The organism is Candidatus Microthrix subdominans (genome assembly GCA_016719385.1).
Classification (GTDB): Bacteria; Actinomycetota; Acidimicrobiia; order Acidimicrobiales; family Microtrichaceae; genus Microthrix; species Microthrix subdominans.
In genome coordinates, this window is the sequence record JADJZA010000007.1 from 749,829 (window position 1) to 772,168 (window position 22,340).

Here is a 22,340-nt window from a genome sequence, read left to right on the forward strand (position 1 = left end):
CGGCACTACGATCTGACGCTGTGTCAGATGATCTTTCAGATGATGTAGCAGCCCCGCGGACCACGCCCCAGCTTCTCGCTGAGGTCAGCGCCCGCTATCCGGACGACCCGGGGGTGGTCGACGACGGTTGCACGCTCACGTGGGCAGAGTTGGCCGAGCGGTCCCACCGACTGGCGCGTGCGGTGGCGGCCCATGGCATCGCCCCGGGCGACCGGGTGGCAATCTGGGCGCCCAACTGTTGGGAATGGGTGGTCGCCGTCCTGGGCCTGCACTGCGCGGGCGCCGTGCTGGTACCGATCAACACCCGCTATCGGGGCGAAGAGGCAGCCGAGTTGCTCGAGCGTTCCAACGCCCGTCTGCTGTTCACCGTTGGCGAGTTCCTGGGCACCGACTACCTGGCCATGCTGGGCGACCGACGGCCGACGGTGACCGAGACGGTCGTCGTGCTCCGCACCGACGCCGGCGTCATCGAAGATGCGATCACCGGCGATGGCGTCGTCGGCCTGGAGGCGTTCCTCGGCCGCGCCGAAGAGGTGACCGCCGCTGAGATCGACGCTCGCATCGAAGCCCTCGGCCCGGACAGCCCCGCCGACATCCTCTTCACGTCGGGCACCACCGGGCGACCCAAGGGCGCGGTGTGCACCCACGGCCAGGTGGTGCGGGCGTACGCCGCCTGGGCTTCGGTGGTCGGCCTCACCCACGAGGACCGCTACCTGGTCGTCAGCCCGTTCTTCCACGCCTTCGGGTACAAGGCGGGGATCATCGCAGCGATGACCGTCGGCGCGCCGCTCTACCCCGAGCCGGTATTTGACGTGAACAAGGTGATGGAGCGCATCGCTGCGGAGAAGATCTCGATGCTTCCCGGCCCGCCGACGCTGTACCAGAGCATCCTCAACCATCCCGATCTCGACACTGCGGCGCTCACCAGCCTGCGCCTGGCCGTCACCGGTGCCGCCTCGGTGCCCGTGGAGCTGATCGAGGCGATGGGCGACACGCTCGGCTTCGAGACCGTGATCACCGGCTACGGGCTCACCGAGGCCTGCGGTATCGCCACGATGTGTCGCGACGGCGACGATGCGGTGACGATCGCTACGACGTCGGGCCGGGCCATCCCCGGTGTCGAAGTGGCTACGTTCGACGATGACGGTCGGCCGACCGCTCCCGGAGTGGCCGGAGAGGTGCGGATTCGCGGCTACAACGTGATGGTCGGCTATCTCGACGACCCCGAGGCGACCGCCGAGACGATCGACGTCGACGGTTGGCTGGCCACCGGCGACATCGGGGTGCTGAACGCCGACGGATATCTGACGATCACCGACCGCTTGAAGGACATGTTCATCGTCGGGGGCTTCAATGCCTATCCCGCCGAGATCGAACGGCAACTGCTGATCCATCCCGACGTGGCCCAGGCGGCCGTTATCGGCGTCCCCGACGACCGGCTGGGCGAGGTGGGCTTCGCCTTCGTCGTGCCGGCAGCGGGCGCGTCGCCGAACAGCGACGACATCGTTGCCTGGTGTCGCGACCGGCTGGCCAACTTCAAGGTGCCGCGATTTGTTGAGCTGACCGACGAGTTGCCGATCAACGCCGGCGGCAAGGTGATGAAGTTCCAGCTGAGGGAGCGGGCGTCGGCGGTGCTCGACGCCGGCTCGTGACCGCCCGCGCCTCCGACGGCCGGGTGCCGGGCCGACGCGGCCAGGCCACCCGCCAACGATTGCTCGAGTGCACCCTGGCCATGCTCGACACCGCCTCGTACCGCGACCTCAAGGTGGTGGACATCGCCAGGGAGGCGGGCACCTCCCCGGCCACCTTTTACCAGTACTTCACCGACGTCGATGCCGCCATCGCCGAGTTGGCCGGCGACATGGCTGCCGACGGGGCGACCCGGCTCGGCGGCCTGCTCGAGGGCACCCGCTGGAGCGGAGAGGACGCCGAAGCGTCGGTGCGGATGCTGGTCACCGGGTTTCTCGACTTCTGGGATGCCAACCGACCGTTGATGCGGGTGATCGACCTGAAGGCGGCCGAGGGTGAAGGCCGCATCCGCTCCACGCGCAAGGATCTGCTGGCCGGCTTCTCCAACGGCCTCGCCGAATGCGTGCAGCGCAAGTCATTGCCGGACGCCCCGGCCAACCCGTGGGCGATGGCCTCGGTGGCAGTGACGATGTTGGTCAACGTCGCCATCCAACGGGAGATCTTTGCCGCCTCGGAGATCCCCGACGAGGACATGATCGACGCGGTGGCGCGGCTTCTGCTGGCAGCGGTCACCGGCACGACGACCGGCTGATCCCAGTCGCTTGGAACCTCCAGGGTCACCGGCGCATGCTGGGCCGGAGCGCGGCGGAACGGCGTGCGCTCGGACTGCCGGCGCTCAGAGCGTGACGAAAAGCACTCCGATCAACGCCAGCACCAGTATCACCCCGATGATCACGGCCGTGACTCGGCTCTGTCCGAACACCTGCCGCTGGCGCGTCTCGCGCTCCCAGCGCTCGTTGGCCGGCGACCCAACCTTGGGCAGGTGCTGAGGCTTCTTGTGACCCTTGCGCGGCTTGCTGGTGCTGCTACCCATGGCTGAACCCTACGTGGTTGGTGGCCATCGCACACACGGTTGAACCCCGCCTCTCGTGAAGGTCGCCGGCGTCCCGGTTCACCAGTAGGCCGATGGCCGCATCGACCGGCGCCCGCCCAGCCTTGGGTGGTCGCGTGAGGGCCCGGCCCATTCACGCCTGGACGGCACCTGGGCGAGGGACCGCGTCCTCTGGCGTCGGTGGCGTTGGGCCGGAGCGGTCGTCGTCGGGGGCCCGGGCCGGCAACCACTTCAGCACCGAGAGCGCTGCGATCAGCAGGATCCCGGCGGCGACGACCGAGGCGAGATGCATGCCGGACACGAAGCTCTCCCGGGCCGCCGACTCGATCACGGGCCGGAGAGCGGGAGGTGCCTTCTCGGCGATGCCGAGGGTTTTCCCGATCGAGTCCTGGAGTGGCTTGATGAACTCGGCGGGGACCTTGCCTGCCAAGCTGGTGGCCATCTCCGGCCCGTATCGGGACGACAGCAGCGAACCGAGGACCGCCACGCCGACGGCGCCGCCGGTTTGGCGGGTCGTGTCGTTCATTGCCGAGCCGACGCCCGCCTTGGCCCGGGGCAGCGAGCCCATGATCGAGTCGGTGGCGGGGGCCATCACGTTGCCCATGCCCAGGCCCAGCACCATCGTCAGACCGATGACGGCGATCGCCGGTGTGTCCACGGTGAAGCGGGTGAAGGCCAGGAAGGCCAGCGAGCACACGAACAGGCCGCCGGCCACCACCACCTTGTTTCCCAGCTTGTTCACCCAGATGCTCGACAGCGGCGCGGCGATCATGATCACCAGCGCCTGGGGAACGAGGACGGCCCCGGCCTTGATCGTGCCGTAGCCCAGCACCGACTGCAGGTACTGGGTGAGGAGAAAGATCATGCCGAACAGGCCGAGAAAGGTGAGCGTGATCGCCCCGCTGGCCGCCGAGAACCGTGGGTTCTTGAAGAAGTCCAGGTTGAGCATCGGATGGTCGCAGTGGCGCTCCCAGGCCAGGAAGACGACGAACAGAGCGATGCCCAGAGCGAATCCACCGAGGATCTCCGGGGAGGTCCAGCCGTGAGCGGGTGCCTCGATGATGGCGGCGAGCAGGACGCCGAGCGCAGCGATCGACAGCAGGGCACCGCGCGGGTCGGCCTTGGACGGCGCAGGGTCCTTCGACTCGGGGACGTACCGGTAGCCCAGGAACAGCCCGACGATCACGATCGGAACGTTGACCAAAAAGATGGACCCCCACCAGAAGTGGGCCAACAGAAAGCCGCCGGTGATCGGGCCGAACCCCAACCCCAGGGCCGAGACCCCGGCCCAGATTCCGATCGCTTTGGCCCGCTCCTTGGGGTCGGTGAACACGTTGGTCAGGATCGACAGCGTCGCCGGCATGATGAACGCCCCGCCGACGCCCATCAGGGCGCGGGTGCCGATCAGCACGTTGGCGTCGGAGGCGAGCGCCGACAGTACCGAACCGGTGCCGAAGATGATCAGCCCGACGGTCAGAAACCGGTATCGGCCGAAGCGATCGCCGATCGTGCCGGTGGTCAGCAACAGCCCCGCAAATACGATCGTGTAGCTGTCGACGATCCACTGCAGCTGGCTCTGCGAGGCGCCCAGGCCGCCCTCGGCGGCGGGTCGGGCCATGCGCGGCAGCGCCACGTTGAGGATCGTGTTGTCCAACACGATCACCAGCAGGCTGACGCACAGCACGATCAGCGTGATCCACCGATCCCGATAGACCGAATCTGATTGCTCAACACGATCGTGCATGTGGGCCCCCTCGGCGGTGGCGCTGGTTGGAGCTACGTGGCGGCGTCGCCCTCGGTGGGATGACGCAGCCGGCTGCGCAGCTGTTCGTTCTCGTCTGTCAGCTCGACGATCCGGTGCGTGAGGCCCAGAAGCATGGTGCGCGACATCAGCGGGAACTCGTCCAACAGGCTGCGAAAAGACCGCCGGTCCAAAACCTCGAGGATGGAGTCCTCTGCGGCGGTCACCGTAGCGGTGCGCGTGATTCCGTCGAGCAGCGCGATCTCGCCGAAGTACTCGCCGGCCTGGATCGTCGCCAGTTCCTTGCCCTCGCGGCTGATCGTGGCCGACCCGGACACGATCACCGCAAACTCCTTGCCGATGGTGCCCTCACGGGCCAACACCGTTCCGGCCTTGACGTCCAGGGTGTCGCTCAGCTGATCGATGCGATCGAGTTCCTGAGGGGAGCAGCCTTCGAACAGCTTGATCTTGCGCAGTTGATCCCGGGGAACCGAATGGTCTGACATGGGAGCAGCGTATCCATCCTCTCGGCGTTGCGGTTGTGGTTTCTGACAAGCTCGGCACATGGTCCAGCTGTTTGCGTTTCTCACCCGGCGATCGGGCACGACACACGAGGAGTTTCTCGACCACTGGTTGAACCGTCACGGTCCGTTGATCGCCAACACCCCCGAGCTCGCCCGCCACATCCGGCGCTACGAGCAGCACCCCCGGGCCGAGGCGGGACCGATGTCGGGCACCGAGGACTGCGACGGCGTCACCGTGCAGCACTTCGACAAGATGGACGACATGTGGGCCTTCACCGCAGAACCCGCCTATGCCGAGCTGGTGGCGCCCGACGAGGCGGCCCTGCTCGACCTGAAGCGGCTGGTGTGGGTGATCACCGGGGAACCCACCGTCGTCATCGATGACCGAGCCCCTGCGCCGGGAGACGGCGCGTGAGTGCGATGGCGGGCGCCCGGGCTCTGATCACCGGCGGAGCATCGGGCATCGGCGAGGCAACGGCCCGCCACCTGAGCGAACTCGGGGTTGGCGTTGCTCTGCTCGACCGCAACGCCGAGCGTTTGGCCTCGGTGGCCGATCGGCTGGGGGCGCCCGCAGCGGTCGTCGACGTGACCGACCCCGACGCGGTACGAACCGGCGTCGCCTCGCTGGTCGAGGAGCTCGGCGGCTTGGACTACCTGGTCAACAACGCCGGCACCGGGTCGCTCGGCCGCCTCGAGCGCTACTCGGACCGAGATCTGGACCGGCTGATCGCGGTCAACCTCACGGGCGCGTACCGGGTGCTCGCCGCGTCGTTGCCTCACCTCCAGGCCAGGCCGGGGACCGGTGCGTCAAGAGGTCCGGCGGCTCGCGGCGGCCCGGCGCGACGGGGTGGCGCTGTCGTCAACGTCGCCTCGGCATCGGGGGTTCGGCCGACGCTGGGTGAGGCTCCGTATTCGGCGGCCAAGGCGGGGCTGATCAGCTTGACCCAGTCGGCGGCCATGGAGGCCGCACCCGATGTGCGGGTCAACTGCGTGTCACCCGGCTTCGTCGCCACGCCGCTCAACCAGATCCTGCTCGATCAGCCTGGCGTCGAGGATGCTTTGGGCGCCGCCACACCCTTGGGTCGGGTGGGGACCGCCGAGGAGGTGGCCCGGGTGATCGCCTTTCTGCTGTCCGACGAGGCCTCCTACGTCACCGGCCAGAATGTGGTGGTCGACGGTGGCAGCCTGTTGCCAAACAGCCAGGTCGACCCGGTGCTGGGCGCGCTGCTCGGCCCGACCTGAGGAGGAAACCCTTGAGCTTCATCGTCTCACGAAGTGCCATTTTCCGTTTCGGGATGTGGGCGGCCTGCCTGGTCGGCGCGCTCGCCGGCGGATTGCTGTCGATCCTGATCAGTTGGTGGTGGCTGTGGCTGGCCATTCCCGCCGTCGGGCTGTCAGTGGTCGGCCTGGTGGACTACCTCCAGCCGCGTCACTCGATCCGCCGCATCTACCCGGTGGTTGGCCGCTTGCGCTGGACGGCGGAGGCGACCCGCCCGAAGGTTCGCCAGTACTTCATGGAGTCCGATACCGACGGCACCCCCTTCAGCACCGAGCAGCGGGCGGACGTGTACATCCGGGCCAAGGGCGGGGCGGGCACCGCTTCGTTTGGCACCCAATTGGACGCCTACGCGCCGGGATACGAGTGGTTTCGGCACTCGATCTACCCCAAGCCGGCAGCGCAGGGCCAGCATCGGGTGCGGATCGGTGAGGCCAGTGGTGCGGTGCCCTACGACATGGCGTTGATGAACGTCTCGGCGATGAGCTTCGGGTCGCTCTCGGGTCCGGCGATCACGGCACTGAACGAGGGGGCGCGCCGGGGCGGCTTTGCCCACGACACGGGCGAGGGCGCCGTGTCGCCCTATCACCTCCAGGGTGGCGACCTGGTGTGGGAGATCGGCACGGCCTATTTCGGCTGTCGCACCGCCGACGGTGGCTTTAACCCGGATCGGTTCGCCGAGCTGTGTCGTCAGACCGACGCGATCAAGCTGATCTCGATCAAGTTGTCCCAGGGCGCCAAGCCCGGGCTGGGCGGTGTGCTGCCGGGGGAGAAGGTGACCCAGGAGATCGCCGATACCCGCGGGGTTCCCGTCGGTCAGACCGTGGTGTCCCCCGGATACCACAGCGCCTTCGATGGACCGAAGGGGCTGGTGGACTTCGTGGTGAGGCTGCGCGAGCTGTCGGGCAACCTTCCCACCGGGTTCAAGCTGTGCGTCGGCGAGCGAGCCCAGTTTCTCGCCGTCCTCCGGGCGATGATCGCCGCCGATGCCTATCCCGACTTCATCATCGTCGACGGCTCCGAGGGCGGCACCGGTGCGGCCCCGCTCGAGTTCGAGGACCACGCCGGCACGCCGCTTGACGACGGGCTGACCACCGTCCACCGGGCGCTGGTGGGCGCTGGGCTGCGGGACCGCATCAAGGTGGGTGCATCGGGCAAGGTCGCCAGCGGGTTCGACATCGCACGGCGTCTTGCCCAAGGCGCCGACTACACCAACTCGGCCCGCACGATGATGTTTGCGCTCGGCTGTATCCAGGCCCGGGAGTGCCATACGAACAAGTGCCCCAGCGGCGTGACCAGCAACAACCCGATGGTCACCAGGGGGCTCGATGTGGAGGACAAGGCCCAGCGGGTTTGCGCCTACCAACACTCGACGATCGCCAACTTCAACACGATCCTCGGCGTCCTCGGGCACGACTCGTGTCGTCAGATCCGCCCCGACCAGTTCGTCCGCCGTATCTCCCAGACGGAGGAGTTGCGCTACGACCAGCTGTGGCCCGAGCTCCCCGAGGGAAGCCTGCTCGACGGGTCCGCGCCCGAAGATTGGATGCGCGACTGGCGGGCCGCTGGCAAGATCTCGACGTAGCGCGCGCCAACGCAAGCGGGGAGAGGTCGAGGGGAGGAGAGAGAACGTTGTCCGAGCACCCGATCGAGCTGTCCAACCGCATCATCGACACCGGCGCCACCGACGCACCCAACCGGGTAACCAACGAGCTGTCCGAGCTGGCCGACGGCGTGGCGTTGGTCGAGTCGTTCAGCCACTCGATTGCCGTCGATTCGGGTGATTGTCTGGCGGTCTTCGATACCTCCAGCGCGTTCACCGGGCGCGCCGTCACCGAGGCGCTCCGCAGCTGGTCCACCGATCCGGTCGACACGATCGTCTACACCCACGGCCACGTCGATCACGTCGGCGGTTCGGGCTTTTTGGTGGCAGACGGACGGCAACGCGGCCATGCCGACCCGCGCGTGATTGGGCACGAGGCCCTACCGCAGCGGTTGGCCCGTTACGAGCGCACCAACGGGTGGAACGTGGCGATCAACGCCCGCCAGTTCGGCGGCATCAGCCCGTCGGCGGGCCTGGGCGTGGTTTCCCGAGGAGAAGATGCTGTTGCCCGGCGACCTGTTCATCTGGGTGTTCCCCAACGCCGGCAACCCGCAGAAGGTGCAGCGCTACCCCGACGACTGGGCGGTCGCGCTACGCAAGATGGCGGTGCTCGGCCCCGAGCTGTTCGTGCCCGCCCACGGGTTGCCGATCGTCGGGACGGACCGGATCTCCATGGTGCTCGACGAGGCGGCCAGCGCGCTCGAGTTCCTCGTCGCCGGGGTGCTGGAATCCATGAACGCCGGCATGGAGTTGGAGGCGATCGTCGAGCAGGTCAAGCTGCCTGCCGAGGTGCTCGAGAAGCCCTACCTCACGCCGGTGTACGACGAGCCCGAGTTTGTGGTGCGCAACATCTGGCGACGCTTCGGCGGTTGGTGGGACGGCAACGCCGCGTCGCTGAAGCCGCCGACCCGGGCGGCGGTGGGCGGGGAGTTGCTTGGGCTTGCCGGCGGTGCCGACCCGGTGATCACCCGGGCCCAGGCTTTGGCAGACGACGGCGAACTCGCTCTGGCCTGCGAGCTGGTCGAGCTTGTGTCGCGGGCACTCCCCGACGACGCGGCGGTTCATGAGGCTCGCGCCGGGTTGTACCAACGCCGTCGGGATGCGGAGCTGTCGTTGATGGCCAAGGGCGTCTATGCGGCGGCGGCACGATCGAGTCAGCACGCCGCCGGCCTGGAGGTCGAGCGCGGCGGCACGCGATCGGCGGCCGGGCTGGACCTGGAATCGGGGCGGTAGCCGGACTCGTTCGGCCCGAGGTGCGAGATTTCACAGCTTGACGCGCGAGTTTCTGACACACCGTCAGATTTCGGCGTTAGGGTGTCGGCATGGACATCCCGAAGATCATCTCGATCGACGACCACGTGATTGAACCGGCAGATGTGTGGCAGAACCGCCTGCCGGCCAAGTACCGCGAAGTGGGTCCGCGCGTGATCCAGGAGCGAGGCAAGATGCAGTTCGTCGGGGGTGTGTTCTCCTATGAACCCTCCGACGAGGGCGAGCTGTGCGACTGGTGGCTGTACGAGGACAAGCGGGTGCCCCAGACCCGGCTGTCGGCCGCGGCCGGCTTCAGTCGCGAAGAGGTCAAGGTCACGGGCATTACCTACGAGGAGATGCGTGACGGTTGCTACGACCCGGTCGCCCGGCTGTCCGACATGGACATGAACCACACCGAAGCGCAGATGTCGTTTCCGTCGTTCCCCCGTTTCTGCGGTCAGACGTTTATGGAAGCCGACGACAAGGTGCTGTCCGACCTGTGCGTCAAGGCCTACAACGACTGGATGGTCGAGGAGTGGTGTGCCGGGTCCGAGGGTCGCCTGATCCCGCTGACCATCGTTCAGCTCTGGGATGCCGAGCTGGCTGCCGCCGAGGTTCATCGCAACGCCGAGCGCGGGGTGCGTGCGGTGTGCTTCTCGGAGATCCCGCCGTACCTCAACCTGCCGTCGATCCACACCGACTACTGGGAGCCGTTCTTCCGGGCGTGCGAAGAGACCGGCACGGTCATCAACATGCACATCGGATCCAGCTCGAAGATGCCGTCGACTTCGGCCGATGCGCCGGCTGCGGTGGGCTCCACGCTCACCTTCGGCAACGCCATGAGTTCGATGGCCGACTGGCTGTTCTCCGGCTGGCTGGAACGACTGCCCACCCTGAAGCTGGCCTACTCCGAAGGCCAGATCGGCTGGATTCCTTACATCCTCGAGCGGGCGGACAATGTCTGGGAGGAGAACCGGGCGTGGGGTGGCTTCGGTGAGAACGTGCCCGAGCCGCCGTCCACCTACTACTACCGCCAGATCTACGGGTGCTTCTTCGACGATAAGTACGGCTTGGACAACCTGGAGAAGGTCGGGGTGGACAACATCTGCTTCGAGACCGACTACCCGCACTCGGACTCCACCTGGCCGCACTCCAAGGAGGTGGCCGAGAAGCTGATGGGTCACCTTCCCGAGGACGTGATCTACAAGCTGATGCGCGGCAACGCTATCGAAATGCTGGGTCTCGACTTCGATAAGTAGGGGGCCCAGCGGGTCGGTGGGTGTGGCCCTCGACTGACGCGATCCTCAACCGAGTACGAAGAAGCCAAGGCGCCGACACCGGTGCCTTGGCTTTTTCTGTTTCATCAGGGGAAGAGCCCCCATTCCTGCCCTTGCGTCCCCAGCCATGGCCATCTTGGGAGGCCTGACCCGGTTGCCGTCCGAGTGGCACGGGTCACATGTGTCGGCGTCGGCTGACAGTCCTCCTTGTCACAGGCCCTCTTCATACTGGACACATGTTCGACTTCGTCGATACGTCCGGTTTGCCTGATGCGGCGGTGGTGTTTGCTGAGGCGGAGGCGCGGCGTGATCCGGATCGGGAGTTGCGGGCTCCGGTGTCGATCGTGGCGGGTTCGGTGGTTGATGCGGTGGCGGTGTTGGTGGAGCGGGGTGTGGTGGCCGATCCGGGTCCTGGGGTTGCTGCTCGTCGCGACGGCGTGGGTGGGGATGATCCTGCCAGTGGGGTCGGTGGGGTTGGTGGGGTTGGTCCGGACGGCAGTGTTTCGGATGGGGATGGGTCCGACGGTGTTGGGGCCGGTGCTTCCGGGGCTGGGTCCGTTGGGGCTGGTGTTGTGGATGTTGGTGATGTGATGGTGGCGGTCGAGTTGGTTGGTCGGGCTCGGCGGATGTTGGCGGCGGCTGAGTCGGTGATGGTGGCCCGGTTGGAGGATGCGGAGGCGTCGGTGAAGGCGCGTGGTGAGCGGACGACGGCGTGGTTGGGTCGTACGCAGGGGTTGCCGGGGTGGAAGGCGGCTGAGACGACGAGGGTGGCGGCTGCGTTGGATTCGACGTTCGACAGGTTTGCTGGGGCGTTGGCTGCTGGTGAGATTGATCATTCGTATTGCGCGGCGTTGGTGCGGGCGTCGAACGAGCGGATCGAAGACGCGTTGGTCGATTTGCAGGACGAGTTGTTGGCTCGGGTTCCTGGCCGCCGGTTTGGTGCGTGGCGGCGGGAGTTGTCGGCGGTGTGTGCGTTGTTGGACGCGGATGGTCCTGAGCCGGTGGTGGAGCGGGATGACAAGGTGTTTTTGTCTGAGACCCTGGATGGGCTGGTCGATCTGAGGGGCACGTTTTCGGGGTCGACCGCTGAGGAGGTCCGACAGTTGGTGGAGGCACATACCGATCGGTTGGTGCGTCGGGCCCGGCGGGATGCCAGGTTGACTCCGGATTTGGGGGTGCCGTCGCGTGGGGTGTTGCGGGCTCGTGCGGTGTTGGAGTTGTTGCGGTGGGGTTCGTCGGGTGGGGGCGGTGGCGGTCCGGAGACTCATATCAACCTGGATGTCGAAGCGGCCCCGATGCCAGCCGAAGACACCGACACCGACACCGACACCGACACCGACACCGACAGCGCCGACACTGACACCGGCACCGCCGACACCGCCGACACCGACGAGACCGACGAGACCGACAGCGCCGTCTCCGGCACCGCCGGCACCGACACCGAGGACATGGCCGACACGGCCGAGACCGACACCGACCCCGTGGGTGCCGACCAGAGCGCCGGCGGTCACGCTGGTCCGCCCGGTTGCTCGATTCCGCACGATTCCAGCGGAGCGCCGGCCGGCCAAGCGGTCCCCGGCGATGGTGCCCCTGCCGGAAACCTCGCCCAACCGGCCGGGTTGAATCGACGTCCGCCGGTGGGGGAGCTGTCCCGGGATTGGTTTCGGCGGGTGCTGGGCCAACGCGGTGACGTGCTTGCCGGCACCGCCCGGTTGGCTGACACCAACCTGTGGCGGCTGTTGTGTAACCCGGTCATCCACACGTTCGTCACCGACTCGGCCCACGAGATCCTCCAGATGGGCCGGGCGGTCCGGCTGGCCACCCCCGCCCAACGACGTGCGCTGCGACTGCGCGACGGCGGATGTGTGTTCCCGGGATGCGACGCACCGATCGGCTGGACCCAGGCACACCACGTCGTGCACTGGTCCACAGGCGGCCGCAGCGATCTCGGGTGTCGCTCGCCCTGTTATGCACTACCCACCACGACGTCACCCACCGACGGGACTGGCAGATGCTGCCCAACCACGACCCGCACGACCAACCCGATGGCACGTTCCACTGGATCACCCCCTCGGGCGACGTCCTGTGGTCCCAACGCCACGGCGAATTCATACCCTGACCCGACGGCGGAGCCGGCCGATGGGGTTGCTGGCCCCCGTTATCGACTGCTGGGCGTGTCGCCATGGCCGGTTCAGCTCGACCCGGCACCCGTTGCCGTCTGCCTGGCCACCGTCGCCATTCGGCTTGATCATGGCGAGGCTCTCGGCACGTTTGTGTTCTAGCGTGCGCCGCTGTGTCGACTACCGAAGGGCCCTCTCCACCTCGTCGTGCCCTTGGCGGCGCGTTGTCGCTCTTCGTGCCGGCCGTGCCCTTCGCCATGGTGCTGGGCGTGGCGATCGGCGAGTCGTCGATCAACAACTTCGTCGGCTGGGCCAGTTCGTGGATCATCTTTGGCGGCGCCAGCCAGCTGACCCTGATCACCATCCTCGCTGCTGGTGGCGCCCCGTTCAGTGCGCTGGGGGCGGCGCTGGCAGTGAACTCCCGGCACCTGATGTATTCGGCTGCACTCGCTTCGCGCTTCACCGACCAGCCCCGCTGGTTCCGCTGGCTGGCTCCATATGTGCTGATCGACCAACAGTTCGCGCTCACCGAGCCGTTGGAGGATGACGCTCACGATTGGCGCCGCTACTACCTGACCTCGGGGGCGGTCTTCTGGACGCTCTGGCAGACCACGGTGGCGCTCGGGATCCTTCTCGGCCCTCTGGTGCCCGATTCCTGGGGTCTGGACTTCGCCGTACCGCTGATGTTCCTCGGTCTGGTGGTCGTGGCGCTCAACCGGATGCCGGCTGTCGTCGCCGCGGTCAGCGGGGGTGTTGGGGCGTGGTTGTTCGCCGGGCTGCCCAACAACCTGGGGCTTCTGGCCGGCGGGCTGGTGGGCGTGATCGTCGGCACGCTGGCCGATCGAGAAGGTGAGGACGAGGCGGGTGGCCTGCGCCCGATCGACCGCGTCCCCGAGCACGACGACGGCGACCCCTCCACGCCGGCAACCCATAACGCGGCCGATCGAGCCGCCCGCGATCTCGCCGAGCATTCGGCCCACGACATCGCCGAGGAGTTCACGGGCCTGGATGACCTGAGCGAAGGGACCGAGCCGTGATCCTGCTGGTCATCGTGCTGGCGGGCATCGGCTCCTACCTGTTCCGCAGCGTGTTCATCCTGGCGCTGGCGGATCGCACCCCACCCCCGGTGGTGTCCAAGGCGCTGCGCAACGTCGGCCCGGCCGTGCTGTCGGCGCTGGTCGTCACCGATCTGTGGGGGCCGAGCGCCCCGCCGGTCGGCACGCCGGAATTGCTCGGCGTGCTGGCGGCCGGCCTGGCAGCCTGGCGAACCCGCAACCTGATCGTTGCGGTGGTGGTGGGCATGGTCGTGCGCTGGGTGCTGTTGGCGGCGGGTCTCTGACCGATGACGCGACGGCCGGATCAGGAGACCTTCCCGTTCAAGGAGCACCTTGGGTTCACGGTTCACGACGGTGAGGCCACCGGCACCGTGACCCTCCTCCTCGGCGAGCGTCATATGAACCCGAACGGCGTTGCCCACGGTTCGGTTGCGTTTGCGCTGATGGACACGGCCATGGGATCGGTGGTCATGAGCACGATCGAGCATGGCGCCATGCAGAGGGCCGATGGGTTGAACCGGGCGTGCTCAGCCGGTGAACTTCGGCGGCAGCGGCTTGGCAGCCTCGTCGTCGCCGCTCGGCGGTGCCTCGATCGTCGACGGCGGCTCCGGTTCGGTGAGGGCCAGGTCGAAGCAGTAGTCCGGCGCGCTGACCGGGTTGCAGCGGGCCACGCGAAGCGGGGCGTCGGCCGGCGCAGCACGCTCGGCGACCAACGCAGCGCCGCGGCTGGTGGGCGGCAGGGGCGAGACGTAGTCGGCGAACGGTAACCCGTAAACGCCCAGCAGCTTGGTGAGGCCGGGCACCGGGTAGTCGGTCGACACCCACTGGGCGCCCGAGGCAAAGGCGGCGTCCTGCATGGTCGTGTTTCCCGACTGGGCCTGGCTGATCGGGGTGTCGGCGCGGGTGCGGACGACATAGCCCGCCTCGACCGCTTGCTCGATGGTGGCGCGGTCGGTCATTGGATCGTTCAGCTTGACGAACGCAGCGTCGGGTTCCCCGGGGGCGTTTGACGTGAACATCACCCGTCCCTCGAGCGCCGGGTGCCCGTCGCGGTAGCGGTCGGCGATGACGTTCTCGTTGTCGAGCAGGAACATGGTCTGGCCACGGAGCGCTGACATCGCCGGCCAACCCGGCCCGGTCACCACCTCGTCGAGCGTGGCGGCGTTGCCCCGCAGGTCGTCGGGCGTGAACATGGCGTCCTCCGGGAACACGGTGCGGATCTCGGCGTCGAGGTCATCGAGACGCGCGGCGGTGAACGGCAGGGGTTCGGTCAGGTCGACCGGCAGGTCGCCCTCGAACATATCGTCCTTCAACTCGAGCAGAACAGCGATCGGAAAGTGGCCGGGGTGCGCTGTCGACCAGTCACGTACCTGGGTCAAGCACTGGGTCAACAACACGCAGGTGGTGCGCATGTCGAAGTCGGGGATGTGTAACACCTTGGTCCCCGGCTCCTGCAGCTCGGGTGGGTCCCACGCCTCGTACTCCTCGTCGTACGGCGCGATGCCGGTGACGATGTTGGCGACCGGATCGGCGTAGCGGCCGCCCTCGGGGTCGGCGACGAGGTCGAGCTCGATCTGGCGGACCCCTTCGCCGGAGAACTGCTGTGGCAGGGGGCCGTGCTCGTAGAGCAACTCTTCGGGTTTCAGCTCGGGTGGGGCAATCGTCTTGGCGAAGTCGAACAGGCCCTTCAGCGGTGGCAGGTGATAGCTGTTGTGGCTGCCGAGGAACTGCAGTTCGTTGAGCCTGAGGTCGTCCTGGGTGGGGGCATCGTCCTGGCGTGGCGACGTCGGAGCGGCGCCGGCGTTCGATGCGGTCAGCGGTACCATGAGCGCCACGGCGCACAGCGCCGCAACCACTCCGTTTCGTGCGTGCGTTCGGGGCTGCGTCATGGTCCCTCCGACCCTCTGTGCTCAGTGCTTCGGTGAGGGTACCGCTTGTGTCGCACGTCATAGCGATTTGGGAACGATGGCGCCCGCTCTTGTGGGCGGACTCGGCGGTGGCCGAACCGTCGCCCGCGGTCCTGATGCGACACACTGAGCTGATGAACGATCACGCAGCTGCAGCCGACGTTGAGGACGCGGTGACACGCTGGGGTGCGGTCACGTTGTCCGAGTTGGATGGGACGGCCGTCCTGGTCTTGGGTGACGGCCTCAACACGGTTGACGGCGAGTGGTTGGATGGGGTGATCGACGCCATCGATCGGCTCGAGGGTGCCGAGCAGCCGCCGGCCTTGGTGACGATCGGGTCACAGCGGGCCTACTGCACCGGCTACGACCTCGAGTTTCTTGCCGGGCTGGAGCAGGGTGAGGTGGAGGCCGAGGTCGAGCGGTCGCTGGACGTGCTGGCCCGGATCCTGACCTACCCCGGCCCAACCGTGGCGGCGCTGTCGGGCCACGCCTTCGGATACGGGGCCATGTTGGCACTGGCCCACGATCAGCGGGTGATGCGCGCCGACCGGGGTTGGTTCTGCCTGCCCGAGGTGGACCTGGGTCTGGCGTTCCAGCCGTTCCAGTTGGCCCTCATCCGGGCACGTCTGATGCCCCAGACGGCGCACCGGGCCATCACCACCGGCCACCGGTTCGACGCGGCCGAAGCGTTGGCCGCCGGCATCGTCGAGCACATCGCCGAACCAGACGCCCTGAAGGGACGTGCGCTCGAACTGGCGGCGGACGGTGCCGGGAAGGCGCCCACCATCGTGTCGACGTTGAAGCGCGACCTGTATGCCGACGTGTTGGCGGCGCCCCGCCTGGGCCGCTGAGCGCAACGCTCCACAACATCGGTCGGCCTTCCGGTCGACACGCGCAGCGGGTCCTCAGTCGCTGGAGACTCGGGCGCCCAGCGATCGAAAGGCCAGCGTGAAGGTCACCAGGCCCAAGCCGAGCACGGCCGCAATGGCCTTGGCGATCGGCGCCACCTCCCACCCGCTGGACACGATCGCCCGCAGGCCCTCGAGCAGGTAGGTCACCGGGTTGTAGGTGGCGGCGGTCTGCAGCCAGCCGCTGAGCGCCTCCTTGGGAAGAAACGACGTCGTGAGGAAGGCGAACGGAAAGAACAGCAGAAAGCTGGAAGCGACCGCGCCCGGGTTTCCGGTGCGCAGAGCGATCGTGTACGGGAAACCGGTGAAGGCCACGCCCCAGGCGCCGGCGATCAGCAGGAAGGCCAGCATGCCCAGCGGGCCGGTGACGAAGCGAACGCCCATGACCATGGCCAGGGCGGTGACGCCGATGCTGAGGACGACCACCAGCACGAAGTCGGCGATCATCAGCCCGAGCAGCAGCGCGGGCCGCTTTACCGGGGTGACCAACAGGCGATCGAAGTAGCCGTCCTGGATGTCGGTCACCAGCGCCGAGGCACGGGACACACCGGTGACGGCGAAGATGATCGCCACCGGCAGCTGGAAGGCCTTGAAGTCGGTCACGCTGCCGCTGCTCTGGGCCAACTTTTGGAGCGATCCCACGTTGACGAAGAAGAAGAACACCGGCACGATGATCGCCGGGATGATCGCCTCCGGCTCCCGGGGAAGGCTGCGGATCGCCCGTCGGGCCACCGTGGCCAGGTCGGTGAAGAAGCCCGCGGGGCGGGCGCTGATCTGGGTGCTGATCTCGGTGTTGCTCACTCGGACTCCACGTCGTCTTGGTCGTCGTCGTCCCCGGCCAGACGCTCGCCGGTCACCGAGACGAACACGTCGTCCAGGGTGGGCGTGCGCAGCGTCAGGCTGAGGACCTTGAGGTCGGCCTTGCCCAGGGCGATCGCCACCGGGCTGAGCAGGGCGGCACCGTTGGGGGTGCCGACCAGCAGCTCGTGGCCTCGCATCTCGACGCCCTCGGTGCCCTCGAGCCCGGCCAGGGTCGATTCGGCCAGCTCCATCTGGGCATGTTCGACCTCGACGACGATCAGGTCGTTGCCGAGCTGGCGCTTCAGCGCGGTCGGGGTGTCCTCGACCGCGAGCTTGCCGTGGCTGATGATGCCCACCCGGTCCGCCAGCTCGTCGGCCTCCTCGAGGTACTGCGTGGTGAGGAACACGGTCATCCCCAGCTCCTCGTTGAGGTGGCGCACCTCGTCCCACACCTTCTTGCGGCTGATCGGGTCGAGACCGGTGGTCGGCTCGTCGAGGAACAGCACCTGCGGGTTGTGCACCAGCGAGGCGGCCAGGTCGAGGCGCCGCTTCATGCCGCCCGAGTAGGTGGCCACCCGCTGGTCGAACGCCTCGCCCAGGTCGATGAACGAGATGATGTCCGTGGTGCGCTGGGCGATCTCCGAGCGGTTCAGGCCGTAGAGCCGACCCTGGATGTCGAGGATCTCCCGCCCGGTCTGACGCTCGTCCAGCCCGGCGTCCTGCAGCGCCACCCCGATGTTGAACCGCACGCCGTTGGGGTCCTTGGCGACGTCGTGTCCGAGCACGGCGGCCGTTCCGGACGTGGGTGCCAACAGGGTGCACAGCATGCGCACCATCGTCGACTTGCCGGCGCCGTTGGGCCCGAGAAACCCATAAATTTCGCCGGGGGCCACGCTGAGGTCGACCCCGTCGACGGCGGGCCTGCCGTCGAAAGTGCGCTTGATGGTGTGGGTTTCGATTGCGGGCGACATGGAGCGGGAAACGTACCCGTTGTCGTGATGGGCCAAACGAGAGGGTGAACTGCGCCGAGCGACCCGATAGCTTCTGACGGGTCGTCAGATAAGTCTCGGCCGCTGATCAGCCAGGAGCGGGCCGGGCAAACCAGGAAGGGCACCACCGCATGAGGGGCATTGTTTTCGACGGAAGCGAAGCGTCGGTTCGCGACGACATCGAGGTGCGGGACCTCCGCGCCGGGGAGGTCCGGGTGCGCATCGAGGCGGCCGGGTTGTGCCACAGCGACGTGTCGGTGATCGACGGAACGATCAAGTTTCCGCCGCCGGTCGTGCTCGGCCACGAGGGAGCGGGCGTCGTCGTCGGCGTCGCCCCCGACGTCACCACCCTGGCCGAGGGCGACCACGTGGTGCTCAGCACCCTCGGCAACTGTGGCATCTGTGCCGAGTGCGCCCGGGGCAAGCCGACGTTCTGTCGGGCCAACGCCGGGCGGCTGGGCCGTCCCTTTACCGTCGGCGGCGAGAAGGCCTTCCAGTTCGCCAACACGTCGGCGTTCGTCGAGGAGACCGTCGTCAAGGCCACCTCGGCGATCGCCGTTCCCAAGGAGATTCCCCTCAGCTCGGCATCGCTGATCGGGTGCGGCGTCATCACCGGCGTCGGCGCCGTGATCAATCGGGCCAAGGTCAGCCACGGCGAGTCGGCGGTGGTGATCGGCGTGGGCGGCATCGGCCTCAACGTCGTGCAGGGCTTGGCGCTGTCCGATTCGCTGCCGATCATCGCCGTCGACACCAACCCGGCCAAGGAGCAGCTCGCCCGCGAGTTTGGCGCCACCCACTTCGTCTGCGCCGGCGAGGGGGTCGACCTGGTCGAGGCGATCAAGGAGATCTGCCCCAACGGCGTCGACTACGTCTTCGAGTGCGTCGGGTCGACCGCGCTGATCCGCATGTCGACCGACCTGTTGGACTTTGGCGGCACCGTCGTGATGGTGGGGGTGCCCAAGATGGGCGCCGAGGCCAGCTTCGTCGTCAACACGATGTACAACGACAAGTCGATCACCGGCTGCCGCTACGGCTCGTCGCGCCCGGCGTACGACATCCCGATGCTGGTGCGCCTCTACCAGGCCGGTCGCCTGAAGCTGGACGAGCTGGTGAGCGCCACCTATCCGTTGGAGGAGTTCAACAAGGCGCTCGACGAGCTGCACGAGGGCAAGCTGGCCCGCGGCGTGCTCGCCGTGTCCGGAACCGAACCGATCTAACCGTGGCGTTCTCCGAGGAACTGCGCGAGCTGGCCGAGCGGGTTTCCAACTGGGGTCGCTGGGGCGACGACGACCAGGCCGGCACCGGCAACCTGTTGACCCCGGAGGCGGCGCGGCGCGGCGCCGCCTGCGTCGTCGACGGCGCGGCGTTTCCGTTGGCGCTCCCGTTGCTGGGGGAGGGCAAGGGCGTGCAGGTCGGCCAGCCGGCCGGTCGGCTCAACGCCGTCCTGACGTTTACGACGATGAACGAGCGCGATCCGATGGCTCCCGGCATCTGGACCGGCTGCGACGATCAGCTGACGATGTCGACCTCGGCCGGCACCCACGTGGACGCGCTTTCACATGTCGCCTACGACGGCCTCTTGTACAACGGCCGGTCGACCGACACGATCGGTGCCGCCTCCGGCGCCACCTGGTGCGGTGCGGAGCAGCTGCGGCCGATCAACACCCGGGCGATCCTCCTCGACGTGCCCCGCACGTTGGGGATCGACTTCATGGAACCGGGGCAGGCGGTGACCGCCGACGTGCTCGACGCCGCCATCGAGCGCGCCGGGGTCACACCCGAGCCGGGCGATGTCGTGTTGGTGCGCACCGGCGACGTCCGCCACTACCTGTCGGGTGACCGTCGCCGCTACGCGGTCGGCAAGGACTGGCAGCTGCCGGGCATCGGGGTCAGCTGCGTTGAGTGGTTTGCCCGCCACGACCTGGCCGGGGTGTTCAGCGATACCTACAGCCACGAGGTGTTTCCGCCCGAGACCGGCAACTGGGACGATCTGCTGGCCGTCCACCTGCTGTGCCTGCGCGATCTGGGCATGGTGCAGGGTCAGAACTGGAACCTGGAGGCGTTGGCGGACGAATGTGCCGCCCATCCCGACCGGCCGGCCACCGCTCAGCTGATCGCCGTGCCCGAACCCCTGGTCGGCGCCACATCGACGCCGGTCGCCCCGCTCGCCATCCGCTGAGGATGCTCAGTCGGTCGCGAGATGGTGGTCTGCGTCGGCCTGGGTGGCCTGAAGGTCGACGTCGCCGCCAAACGGACCGGCGGCGACCCGGATGACCAGCTGGCCGTTGCCGAGCGACACCAACACCGACGCCCCGAATCCGTCGGGTACCTCGATGGTCCGTTCGTAACCGCCGTAGTGCCATTCGTGCACGTCATAGGTGCGCGTCGTCGCCGAGCGGACGTTGGTCCAGAAGCGGACCGATCCTTGGCGCAGTTCGACGTGCACGTCCTCGGGGCTGACGCCGGGCACCGGTGCCACGACGACGAATGCGGCGTCGGAGCGGTAGGCGTTGATCGGCACACGCTGGGGCGACGCCTCCAAGCGGTGCTGGGCCTCGCGCGTCGAGGCGAGCACCTCCTCGTGGGAGGCACCGTCGTGGCCTTCGGCCCGGCCGGCGCTGCGGTTTGATTCGTCGTGATCGCCCGTGGATGTGCTCATCGACACACCGTATCCCGGACCTCCGGCCCCCAGCCCGCGCTGGCGAACGCTTCTTCGTGGAGGTGCTTCGCCGCCCTTGACCTACGCTCTGGGATTCCAACCCGAACCCAGAGCCCCGCGGGGATGAGGAGCCACAGCACCGTGAAGCTGACGATGAAGCACGACTTCGACCACCCGATCGAGGAGGTGTGGGCGATGTTTTCCGACCCGAAGGCACACGTCGCCAAGTTCGAGGCGATGGGTCACCACAACATCGAGGTGATCACCGAGGAGCCTTCCGACGACGGCTTGCGCATGGTGATCAAGAGGAACACCGATCTCGACGTGCCGGCGATCGCCAAGAAGGTGCTGCCCTCCAGCCCGCTGGTCACCACCGATGACGTCTGGATGGACAAGGGCGATGGCACCTACGGCGGCCACTTCGACGTGACGATGGACGGTGTTCCACAGCAGACCAAGGGCACCACGTTGATCACCTCCAACGACGACGGCACCACCCACTACGAGATCGAGATGGACGTCTCGATCAAGGTGCCCCTGATCGGCGATCGGATCGCCAAGGCGTCCAAGGGCGAGCTGGAGAAGCAGATCAACGCCGAGTTTGCCGCGGGCGACGCCTGGTTGAGCCGGGCCTGATCGGGCCCTCTCGCCCTTGAGCTGGCAGGCCGTGTGAACCCCCAGTCCCGGTATCGGAGCTTTGACCGAGACACCTGGGCCGGGCTGCGCGCCTCCACGCCGCTCACCCTGAGCGAGGCCGACGTCGCCGACCTGCGCGGCATCAACGACCGTCTCGACCTGCACGAGGTGGAGGAGGTGTACCTGCCGGTCTCGCGCCTGATGAACCTGCGCGTCAGCGCGTCTCAGGCGCTCTTCCGTGCCACCGATACCTTCCTGGGTGCGCCGGCGGTCAAGGTGCCGTACCTGTTGGGGGTGGCCGGATCGGTGGCGGTGGGTAAGTCGACGACCGCCCGGGTGTTGGCGGCGCTGTTGAAGCGCTGGCCCGATCACCCCAAGGTGGCGCTGATCACCACCGACAACTTCCTGCACCCCAACGCCGTACTGGCCGAGCGCGGCCTGATGGAGCGCAAGGGGTTTCCGGAGAGCTACGACCGGGCCGCGCTCATCGACGTGCTCAGCCGGCTCAAGAGCGGCGAGCCATCGGTGACGACACCGGTGTACAGCCACGTGAGCTACGACATCGTCCCCGACGAGTCGCAGGTGATCTGCGATCCCGACATCGTGATCGTCGAGGGCCTGAACGTATTGCAAGCACCGATGGTGGAGCGGGGCACCCCCGTGGTGTTCGTGTCGGACTTCTTCGACAGCTCGCTGTACGTCGACGCCCCCGAGGACCTGGTCGAGCAGTGGTACGTCGAGCGGTTCTTCAAGCTGCGCGAGACCGTGTTTCAGACCTCGGACAGCTACTTCACGACCTATGCCCGGCTCGATGAGGCCGAGGCCGAAGCGACCGCCCGTCGAATCTGGCGCACCGTCAACGGCGCCAACCTGGCCGAGAACATCCTGCCCACCCGCGAGCGGGCCGACGTGATTCTGGAGAAGGGCCGCGCCCACCGGGTGGAGCGGGTGCACTTGCGTCGTCTGTAGGTAGTTTCAACCCGCTCCCTCTAGAATCTGACGAACCGTCAGA

20 protein-coding genes and 2 pseudogenes are annotated in these 22,340 nt (G+C 67.6%); 15 read left to right on the forward strand and 7 right to left on the reverse strand.

Features of this window, described 5'->3' with window-relative positions; genetic code table 11:
• Nucleotides 1-20: 20 nt before the first annotated feature.
• Both IPN02_13630 and IPN02_13635 read left to right on the forward strand, forming a co-directional pair.
• Nucleotides 21-1,652, forward strand: coding sequence for an AMP-binding protein (locus tag IPN02_13630; protein ID MBK9297844.1), 1,632 nt, complete (start codon nt 21-23; stop codon nt 1,650-1,652).
• Nucleotides 1,649-2,281: a TetR/AcrR family transcriptional regulator gene (locus IPN02_13635; GenBank protein MBK9297845.1), complete on the forward strand. Its 633-nt coding sequence runs from the start codon at nt 1,649-1,651 to the stop codon at nt 2,279-2,281. The genes IPN02_13630 and IPN02_13635 overlap by 4 nt, the downstream gene beginning before the upstream one ends.
• An 84-nt stretch (nt 2,282-2,365) precedes the next feature.
• Here IPN02_13635 and IPN02_13640 read toward each other — a convergent pair whose 3' ends face one another.
• The 3 genes from IPN02_13640 to IPN02_13650 form a co-directional block, all read right to left on the reverse strand.
• Entirely contained in the window at nt 2,366-2,563 is a 198-nt protein-coding gene (locus IPN02_13640) for a hypothetical protein (GenBank protein MBK9297846.1), read from the reverse strand.
• Nucleotides 2,564-2,714: 151 nt separating this feature from the next.
• Entirely contained in the window at nt 2,715-4,325 is a 1,611-nt protein-coding gene (locus IPN02_13645; GenBank protein MBK9297847.1) for an MFS transporter, read from the reverse strand.
• A gap of 32 nt (nt 4,326-4,357) precedes the next feature.
• Nucleotides 4,358-4,828: a cyclic nucleotide-binding domain-containing protein gene (locus IPN02_13650; GenBank protein ID MBK9297848.1), complete on the reverse strand. Its 471-nt coding sequence runs from the start codon at nt 4,826-4,828 to the stop codon at nt 4,358-4,360.
• 58 nt (nt 4,829-4,886) lie between these two features.
• On the opposite strand from IPN02_13650, the gene IPN02_13655 reads away from it, so the two are divergent.
• The 8 genes and pseudogenes from IPN02_13655 (at nt 4,887) to IPN02_13690 (ending at nt 13,712) form a co-directional block, all read left to right on the forward strand.
• On the forward strand, nt 4,887-5,261 hold the full coding sequence (locus tag IPN02_13655) for an EthD domain-containing protein (protein MBK9297849.1): 375 nt from the start codon (nt 4,887-4,889) through the stop codon (nt 5,259-5,261).
• A complete protein-coding gene (locus tag IPN02_13660; GenBank protein MBK9297850.1) occupies nt 5,258-6,088 on the forward strand; it encodes an SDR family oxidoreductase in 831 nt (276 codons plus the stop codon). Before IPN02_13655 ends, IPN02_13660 begins: the two co-directional genes overlap by 4 nt.
• A gap of 53 nt (nt 6,089-6,141) precedes the next feature.
• On the forward strand, nt 6,142-7,707 hold the full coding sequence (locus IPN02_13665) for an FMN-binding glutamate synthase family protein (protein ID MBK9297851.1): 1,566 nt from the start codon (nt 6,142-6,144) through the stop codon (nt 7,705-7,707).
• A gap of 47 nt (nt 7,708-7,754) precedes the next feature.
• A pseudogene (locus IPN02_13670) lies at nt 7,755-8,958 on the forward strand (MBL fold metallo-hydrolase).
• Between the two features lie 89 nt (nt 8,959-9,047).
• Entirely contained in the window at nt 9,048-10,235 is a 1,188-nt protein-coding gene (locus tag IPN02_13675; protein MBK9297852.1) for an amidohydrolase, read from the forward strand.
• 254 nt (nt 10,236-10,489) lie between these two features.
• Nucleotides 10,490-12,372: pseudogene (locus IPN02_13680) on the forward strand (DUF222 domain-containing protein).
• A 237-nt stretch (nt 12,373-12,609) separates the two neighbouring features.
• A complete protein-coding gene (locus IPN02_13685) occupies nt 12,610-13,410 on the forward strand; it encodes an AzlC family ABC transporter permease (GenBank protein MBK9297853.1) in 801 nt (266 codons plus the stop codon).
• Nucleotides 13,407-13,712, forward strand: a complete 306-nt coding sequence (locus IPN02_13690) for an AzlD domain-containing protein (GenBank protein MBK9297854.1) — start codon at nt 13,407-13,409, stop codon at nt 13,710-13,712. Before IPN02_13685 ends, IPN02_13690 begins: the two co-directional genes overlap by 4 nt.
• Before the next feature lie 243 nt (nt 13,713-13,955).
• Here the strand turns inward: IPN02_13690 and IPN02_13695 are convergent, their stop codons facing one another.
• On the reverse strand, nt 13,956-15,317 hold the full coding sequence (locus IPN02_13695; GenBank protein ID MBK9297855.1) for a hypothetical protein: 1,362 nt from the start codon (nt 15,315-15,317) through the stop codon (nt 13,956-13,958).
• 152 nt (nt 15,318-15,469) lie between these two features.
• Here IPN02_13695 and IPN02_13700 point away from each other — a divergent pair, with 152 nt between their 5' ends.
• Nucleotides 15,470-16,186, forward strand: coding sequence for an enoyl-CoA hydratase/isomerase family protein (locus IPN02_13700; protein MBK9297856.1), 717 nt, complete (start codon nt 15,470-15,472; stop codon nt 16,184-16,186).
• A 54-nt stretch (nt 16,187-16,240) separates the two neighbouring features.
• Here IPN02_13700 and IPN02_13705 read toward each other — a convergent pair whose 3' ends face one another.
• Both IPN02_13705 and IPN02_13710 read right to left on the reverse strand, forming a co-directional pair.
• Nucleotides 16,241-17,044, reverse strand: coding sequence for an ABC transporter permease (locus IPN02_13705; GenBank protein ID MBK9297857.1), 804 nt, complete (start codon nt 17,042-17,044; stop codon nt 16,241-16,243).
• The gene (locus tag IPN02_13710) at nt 17,041-18,015 is read right to left on the reverse strand and encodes an ATP-binding cassette domain-containing protein (GenBank protein MBK9297858.1); all 975 of its coding nucleotides are present in this window, start codon (nt 18,013-18,015) and stop codon (nt 17,041-17,043) included. The genes IPN02_13705 and IPN02_13710 overlap by 4 nt, the downstream gene beginning before the upstream one ends.
• Nucleotides 18,016-18,164: 149 nt before the next feature.
• Between IPN02_13710 and IPN02_13715 the strand changes: the two genes are divergently transcribed.
• The gene (locus IPN02_13715; protein ID MBK9297859.1) at nt 18,165-19,250 is read left to right on the forward strand and encodes a Zn-dependent alcohol dehydrogenase; all 1,086 of its coding nucleotides are present in this window, start codon (nt 18,165-18,167) and stop codon (nt 19,248-19,250) included.
• 2 nt (nt 19,251-19,252) lie between these two features.
• A complete protein-coding gene (locus IPN02_13720; GenBank protein MBK9297860.1) occupies nt 19,253-20,212 on the forward strand; it encodes a cyclase family protein in 960 nt (319 codons plus the stop codon).
• Between the two features lie 6 nt (nt 20,213-20,218).
• Here the strand turns inward: IPN02_13720 and IPN02_13725 are convergent, their stop codons facing one another.
• On the reverse strand, nt 20,219-20,692 hold the full coding sequence (locus tag IPN02_13725; GenBank protein MBK9297861.1) for an Hsp20 family protein: 474 nt from the start codon (nt 20,690-20,692) through the stop codon (nt 20,219-20,221).
• 141 nt (nt 20,693-20,833) lie between these two features.
• Between IPN02_13725 and IPN02_13730 the strand changes: the two genes are divergently transcribed.
• On the forward strand, nt 20,834-21,328 hold the full coding sequence (locus tag IPN02_13730; protein ID MBK9297862.1) for a DUF2505 domain-containing protein: 495 nt from the start codon (nt 20,834-20,836) through the stop codon (nt 21,326-21,328).
• A 33-nt stretch (nt 21,329-21,361) separates the two neighbouring features.
• Nucleotides 21,362-22,297 (forward strand): type I pantothenate kinase, encoded by a 936-nt coding sequence (locus tag IPN02_13735; GenBank protein ID MBK9297863.1) that lies wholly within the window; start codon nt 21,362-21,364, stop codon nt 22,295-22,297.
• Nucleotides 22,298-22,340 lie beyond the last annotated feature (43 nt).